Source organism: Planktotalea frisia (genome assembly GCF_001890925.1).
Classification (GTDB): Bacteria; Pseudomonadota; Alphaproteobacteria; order Rhodobacterales; family Rhodobacteraceae; genus Planktotalea; species Planktotalea frisia.
This window is the reverse complement of sequence record NZ_MLCB01000046.1, coordinates 1-6605: the sequence shown is the minus strand read 5'-3', so window position 1 is coordinate 6605 and position 6605 is coordinate 1. Positions and strand designations below refer to the sequence as shown.

6 protein-coding genes are annotated in these 6605 nt (G+C 53.5%); 5 read left to right on the top strand and 1 reads right to left on the bottom strand.

Translation table 11 applies throughout. The features are described from left to right. Positions 1–136 precede the first annotated feature (136 nt). The gene (locus PFRI_RS02915; protein ID WP_072629254.1) at positions 137–2005 is read right to left on the bottom strand and encodes a sigma-54 interaction domain-containing protein; all 1869 of its coding nucleotides are present in this window, start codon (positions 2003–2005) and stop codon (positions 137–139) included. Positions 2006–2198: 193 nt separating this feature from the next. Between PFRI_RS02915 and PFRI_RS02910 the strand changes: the two genes are divergently transcribed. The 5 genes from PFRI_RS02910 to cynS are packed head-to-tail and all read left to right on the top strand — an operon-like array spanning position 2199 to position 6284. Next, on the top strand, positions 2199–3572 hold the full coding sequence (locus PFRI_RS02910) for a CmpA/NrtA family ABC transporter substrate-binding protein (protein WP_040776696.1): 1374 nt from the start codon (positions 2199–2201) through the stop codon (positions 3570–3572). Next, complete coding sequence (gene ntrB / locus PFRI_RS02905) at positions 3572–4405, top strand: nitrate ABC transporter permease (protein WP_072629253.1); 834 nt, start codon at positions 3572–3574, stop codon at positions 4403–4405. The genes PFRI_RS02910 and ntrB overlap by 1 nt, the downstream gene beginning before the upstream one ends. Positions 4406–4414: 9 nt before the next feature. Then, complete coding sequence (locus PFRI_RS02900) at positions 4415–5311, top strand: ABC transporter ATP-binding protein (RefSeq protein ID WP_009827748.1); 897 nt, start codon at positions 4415–4417, stop codon at positions 5309–5311. After that, complete coding sequence (locus PFRI_RS02895) at positions 5308–5787, top strand: nuclear transport factor 2 family protein (protein WP_072629252.1); 480 nt, start codon at positions 5308–5310, stop codon at positions 5785–5787. The genes PFRI_RS02900 and PFRI_RS02895 overlap by 4 nt, the downstream gene beginning before the upstream one ends. 44 nt (positions 5788–5831) lie before the next feature. Continuing rightward, positions 5832–6284 carry a cyanase gene (gene cynS, locus PFRI_RS02890; protein WP_009829280.1) on the top strand — a complete coding sequence of 151 codons (453 nt, stop codon included), beginning with the start codon at positions 5832–5834 and terminating at the stop codon, positions 6282–6284. Positions 6285–6605 lie beyond the last annotated feature (321 nt).

Genomic DNA, 6605 nt, shown 5'->3' with positions numbered 1-6605 from the left:
ACCGTCGCACCAAGAGGAGAAATCACGCTCAGGCCCGCATCGAAAAACCTTAAACGAAGTCGCCCTACGCGGCATCTGCTTTAACGGCCGCTTTTCCTCCTCCAACAAATGCAAACCTGTATATCAGACATTTACTCTACTGATCGGCCTTAGCACCTTCCAGCTTCCAATCAGCCTCAGTAACGGCCAAGGCCGTAATCTTGGAATAAACAGTGGTGGGAGCCAGCTCCAAAAGGCGTGCTGCACCGGATGGACCAGAGACGCGCCCGTGGGACCGTATCAAACACCGGATCAGGTTCTCACGTTCTAAGCGCTTTAGATCAGACGTGGAAAGAATTTGAGCTTCCAGATCGACTGATTGTGCAGGGCCTGATTGGAACTCAAACTGCAGCTTACGACCCTGTGCTAGAATCGCGGCACGCTCAATCACGTTCTCCAATTCGCGCACATTCCCCGGCCAGTCATACTGCGAGAGCGCTTCAATATTGGCCTTTGAAAGACGTGCTGGTGGAAGGCGCAACCTGCGCGAAGCGCGATCCAGAAAGTGTTTGGCCAAAAGGGGAATGTCGTCAGGCCGGTCTTTGAGGCTATCACAATGGATGGCAAAAACGTTCAACTCGAAGAATAAATCCTGGCGGAAACGCCCTGCCTGCACCTCAGCCGCAAGGTTGCGGGTGGTGGTCGAGATGATCCTCAGGTCAACACGGGTATGAATGTCATCCCCCAATCGTTTGAAATGGCCCTCTTTGATGACTGCGATCAGTTTCGCCTGAAAGGCTTTGGGCAGCTCTGACACGTCGTCCAGACACAAGGTGCCATTGTTTGCCAATGCCAATTTGCCGACGGTATCGCGCACAGCGCCGCGAAATGCGCCGCGCCGATAGCCAAATATCTCGGCCTCAAGCGCTTGGCTGGTGGTGTCGGAACAATTGACTTGCACCAAGGGCCGTTTGCGCCCGCTGCTGGCTTCGTGGATTGCGCTCACCGCAAGGCTTTTTCCAGTGCCCGCGGCCCCTGTGATCAAGACATTCGTTTTGGTATCGGCCACCAGATCAATCTGTATGTTCAGGTTCCGCACAGCAGCAGATTGCCCGATGATACCAGCATGGGATTGGACGTTTCGGATCTCGGTCAACAGGTAGTCGTTTTCCTGTTCCAGTTGAACCTGCAGGGTTTCGACCTCTGCCAAGGCATGGCGCAGCTTTTTTTCGTTTTCTTTGCGCTCGGTCACATCGCGAAAGATAACAACCGCCCCCGCCAAGACGCCGTGATCATAGATTGGTGTAGAGACATATTCAACCAAAATGGGCTTGCCGTCTTTGCGCCAAAAGGCGTCATCTTCCACGCGCACGGTTTTGTCGCGCCGGAATGAATCGTAGATTGGGCACTCATGAGCAGGGAACTGGCCGCCGTCCAGATGGTGATGGTGGATGATGGAATGCAACTCGCGCCCAATCAGATCTTCGGCGTTCCAGCCCAGCATCTCTTGGGCGGCGCGGTTGACGAAGGTGGCTTTGCCCTCTGCATTGATCCCGTAGATGCCTTCGCCTGCGGCCTCAAGGATCAGCTGGTTTTGCGCCTCAACCTCACGAAAAAATCCGTAGATGTTTTGCCATTGCATCAGTCCTGCGCGCTGGTGGGCGTCTTGTTCGGCCAGATATTCACGTCTATTTTGTGCGTTCAGGTCCAGAAAGCTGAGCATCACATCTGACGTCCCTACATGGGTCCCGTAGATGTGCACCCGAAGCGGCATACCATCAGAGCACGCAAATTCTAATGCTGTGTCAATGTAGCGCCCAAAGTGCATCACCGCTTCCAGAAACACAGCTATTGAACCCGAGGGCGAGGTGAGAAACCTGCCGACCTCTATGCCGATAAGATCGGTTTTGAACAGGGTCACCGCATCTTGATTGCATGACATAATCGCGCCAGTACGGGTCCCCACGATAATAGCGGGCAGCGGATTATGCGAAGTCGCAACCGGTGAATGAGAATCGTCCTTCATCTTCACACTGTGGTCAGAGGAAGGACTGTCGTAGCAATTACGATCTATCGTAATTCACGAAAATTCGTATCATCTGCCAAATATTTAATCATTTATTTCAATGAATTGCGTTTTTCAATCACCTCGCAAACCCACTTTCTGCACCTGCACAATCCATGGCAACATAATTCCAAATCAGTTCATGGGGATAGTTATGACAGTGAAAAGCTTAGGAAATCCATTTTCGAAAGACACCGATCTGCGGCACGGGCAAAGCTGTTCGTGTGATACGTGTCAAGCCACCGCCACGCCGCAAACAGCGCATATGTCCAGTGACGACATGCTGGAGCAGGCTGTTGAAAGCGCGATTGTGCGCTCGGTCTTTGGCCACAGCGACATTGGTAGGCGGTCCTTCATGGGGATGGTTGGTGGCACAACAGCTGCTGCCGCCCTGGCTTCTGTCTTTCCACTGGACGCGGCCAAGGCTGCAATCCTCGACAATCTCGGCACGCCCGAAAAGACTGACCTGAACATCGGCTTTGTGCCGATTACCTGCGCCACACCCATCATCATGGCAGAACCGCTGGGCTTTTATTCCCGCTACGGTCTGAATGCTAAGGTGATCAAAACCGCTGGATGGGCCGTGGCCCGTGATAAATCGCTGTCGGGTGAATACGACGCCTCCCACATGCTGACGCCGATGCCATTGGCAATGACCTTGGGGGCGGGATCCATTGCAGAGCCCTATATCATGCCAGCCGTTGAAAACATCAACGGTCAGGCGATTGTTTTGGCCAACGAACACCTCGACAAGCGTGATCCGAAGCAGTGGAAAGGCTTCACCTTTGGGGTGCCGTTCGAATATTCGATGCACAACTTCCTGCTGCGCTATTACGTCGCCGAATTTGGTCTGGACCCTGATGTCGACATCCAGATCCGCGTTGTGCCCCCACCAGAGATGGTTGCCAACCTGCGCGCCGGGAACCTTGACGGCTATCTGTCTCCTGATCCGTTCAACCAGCGTGCGGTCTATGAGGGCATCGGCTTTATCCACATCCTGACCAAAGAAATTTGGGAGGGTCATCCATGTTGCGCTTTTGCGGCACCTTTGTCTTTCGCCACCGAATTGCCGAATACTTACGGCGCTTTGCTCAAGTCTATTATTGATGCCACGCAATACGCGTCGAACCCTGACAACCGCAAAGAAATCTCGTCTGCGATTGCGCCCACGAACTATCTCAATCAGCCAGTCACGGTGATCGAGCAGGTTCTGACGGGGACCTATGCGGATGGATTGGGCGAGGTACAGCGCGTGCCCGACCGGATCGATTTTGACCCCTTCCCATGGCAATCCATGGGCGTGTGGATCCTGACTCAGATGAAGCGTTGGGGTTATATCGAGGGGGATGTGGACTACAAAAAAGTGGCCGAACAGGTCTATCTGGCTGCAGACGCCCGCAAGGTTATGACTGACCTTGGTTATGATGCGCCTGCAGACAACTACAAGTCGCACATGATCATGGGGAAGTCGTTTGATCCCGCGCAGCCCGAAGCCTATGTCGACAGCTTTGCGATCAAGGCCGACTGATGGAAACGCTGTCGGAGAACAAGAAAGCAGCACTGCTTTCGGTATTGTTGCTTCTCGTCGGTCTGTTTGTGTGGGAAATGTCTATTCCCGCACAAAAGACCGTCGAGGCCCTGACTGAATACGAGCGTCTGACAGGGACCGGTCAACCAAAGGCAGGCGTACCGCCTCCCAGTCAAGTGGTTGCGAAAGCTTGGGAGCAATTGTCGAACCCCTTCTATGATGCCGGTCCCAACGACAAGGGCATTGGTATCCAGATAGGCTATTCAATTTACCGCGTATTGGTGGGTTATCTGTTGGCCGCCCTCATAGCGATTCCTTTGGGCTTTTTGATCGGTATGTCACGGGTTGCCCACAAGGCGCTCAACCCGTTCATTCAGGTGCTGCGCCCGATTTCGCCACTGGCGTGGATGCCACTGGCCCTGTTTGTCATTCAGGACTCTGAGGCTTCTGCGATCTTTGTAATCTTCATCTGCTCGATCTGGCCAATGCTGATCAATACAGCCTTTGGTGTGGCGGGCGTTCGCGAAGATTGGGTCAACGTGGCCCGCACCCATGAGTTGGGGCCGCTAAAAACTGCCTTCACCGTGATCTTGCCCGCAGCAGCACCAACAATTGTAACGGGCATGCGCATCTCCATCGGTATCGCGTGGCTGGTCATTGTGGCCGCCGAGATGCTCGTGGGGGGCACTGGTATTGGCTATTACGTCTGGAACGAGTGGAACAACCTCGACCTGACCTCCGTCATCTTTTCAATTCTCATGATCGGCGTTGTCGGCATGTTGCTGGACGCGGCGCTTGGCCTGCTCCAGCGACGCGTCGCATACGTCGAATAAGGCAGACACATGGCATCTTCATTCCTGAGCATTGAACGGCTTACACAACGCTACCCAGACGGCAAAGGGGGCGAATTCACCGTCTTTGAGAACGCCAGCTTTGGCATCGAGAAAGGCGAGTTCGTTTGCATCCTTGGCCATTCAGGCTGCGGTAAATCTACGATCATGAATATCCTCGCGGGTCTTTCTGATCCGACCAGTGGTGTGATCAAGATGGACGGTCAGGCCATCTCTGGCCCCAGTCTTGATCGTGGCGTGGTATTTCAGAACTATTCGCTGCTGCCGTGGCTCACCACGCTCAAGAACGTGACATTTGGCGTGGCAGCGCGGTTTCCGCAGTGGACCAAGCAGCAGGTGACAGACCATTCAATCGCGTTTTTGGAAAAGGTCGGCCTAACCGGAGACGCTATCTATCGCAAACCCAGCCAGCTGTCGGGGGGGATGCGTCAACGGGTGTCCATCGCGCGGGCATTCGCCAATGAGCCGAAGCTGTTGCTTTTGGACGAGCCGTTTGGCGCACTTGATGCGCTCACGCGTGGCACCATTCAAGACGAGTTGATCAAGGTCTGGAGTGGTACCGACCAAACTGTGTTCATGATCACCCATGATATTGACGAGGCGATTTTGCTTGCTGACCGTATTTTGCTGATGACCAATGGCCCAAATGCCCGTGTTGCCGAAAGCGTCGAGATCACGCTGCCGCGCCCGCGCACCCGTACGACAATCGTCGAGCACCCCAACTACTACGCCATTCGCAACCATCTCGTGCAATTTCTTGGCGAAAGGTCTGTTCTGCTCGCGGGGGAGAGCGTTGGAGATGAAACACACCGCCCCGAAACGGTGCGTATCGACAAGACCGAGGGCGCAGCCGACGCAGAACCTCTTTTGCGGGCAGTCCCGAAATGATTGGGGCACCGCCGCGCTTTCCGGTGCCACCGTTCAGCACTGCTGATGCTTTACAAAAGGTACGTATGGCTGAGGACGCATGGAATGGGCGTGATCCCGCAAAGGTTGCGTTGACCTATACGCCGGATACAATGTGGCACAACCGCTCGGAGTTCTTAAATGGCCGTACTGAGGTCGAAACTTTTCTGGTGGCCAAATGGTTTGGTGAAAACGAATACCGCTTAATCAAGGAAATCTGGGCTCATGGGGATGCGCAAATCGCGGTGCGGTTTTGCTATGAATACCATGACGCGGATGGCCAATGGTACCGCGCCCATGGCAACGAAAATTGGGCTTTTGACGTGGATGGTTACATGTCGCAGCGCCATGCCTCGATCAACGATGTGCCCATCGCACAGGCGGACCGATTGTTCCACTGGCCCGCACCCGGACCACGCCCGCAAGATCATCCCAGCCTGAGCGAACTGGGCCTCTAACCCTCCCTTTCTTACCACGTCAAAAATATAAAGGACGACCACCAATGACCGAGATGATGACCAAAGAAGACGTCACAGCCATGATACTATCGGCCAAGAAAACGACAGGCATCACATGGGAAGAGATTGCCGATAAGATTAGCATGTCACCAGTTTGGACGCATTCTGCTGCGATGGGCATGAACGCGTTTCCCCCTGATAAGGCAGCCCTGATGGTCAAGGTAATGGGCCTGCCCCAAGAGGCGGAAAGTGCGCTCTCCGAGAGCCCTACCAAGATTTGGGAGCAGGCCGTGCCAACTGATCCCTGCATCTATCGGTTTTATGAAATCGTCGGCGTTTATGGACCAACACTTAAGGCACTGATCCAGGAAAAATTCGGCGATGGCATCATGTCAGCCATCGACTTTGACATGACCGTGACTCGCGTAGAAAACCTCAAGGGCGACCGCGTAAAAGTTGAGATGTCAGGCAAGTATTTAGGATATAATAGCTGGTAACAGGGCTCGCTTTTGAAGAATTTTAAACTTTAAAATTAGGAGTAGTCTGCTACGCGTAAGATAGCAGATGCTCATAATTTTTCCATCTTTCAACCTCACGTTCCATTCGAGCTGAAGTCGTTTTGATAAAATGCTGAAATTGCGATTTTCCGTACACACTCAAACTATACGTTGAGTTTCAGATGGGTGTCTCCGTAAGCACTGTTATTGCTTTCCACGAGGCTGCTATTCCTGAAAGCCGCCATTCATGCACTTTGCAGCATCTGCAACAATGGGTCTATCCCAACAAAGGTACGAAACGCGACATAGGATTATCCCTGA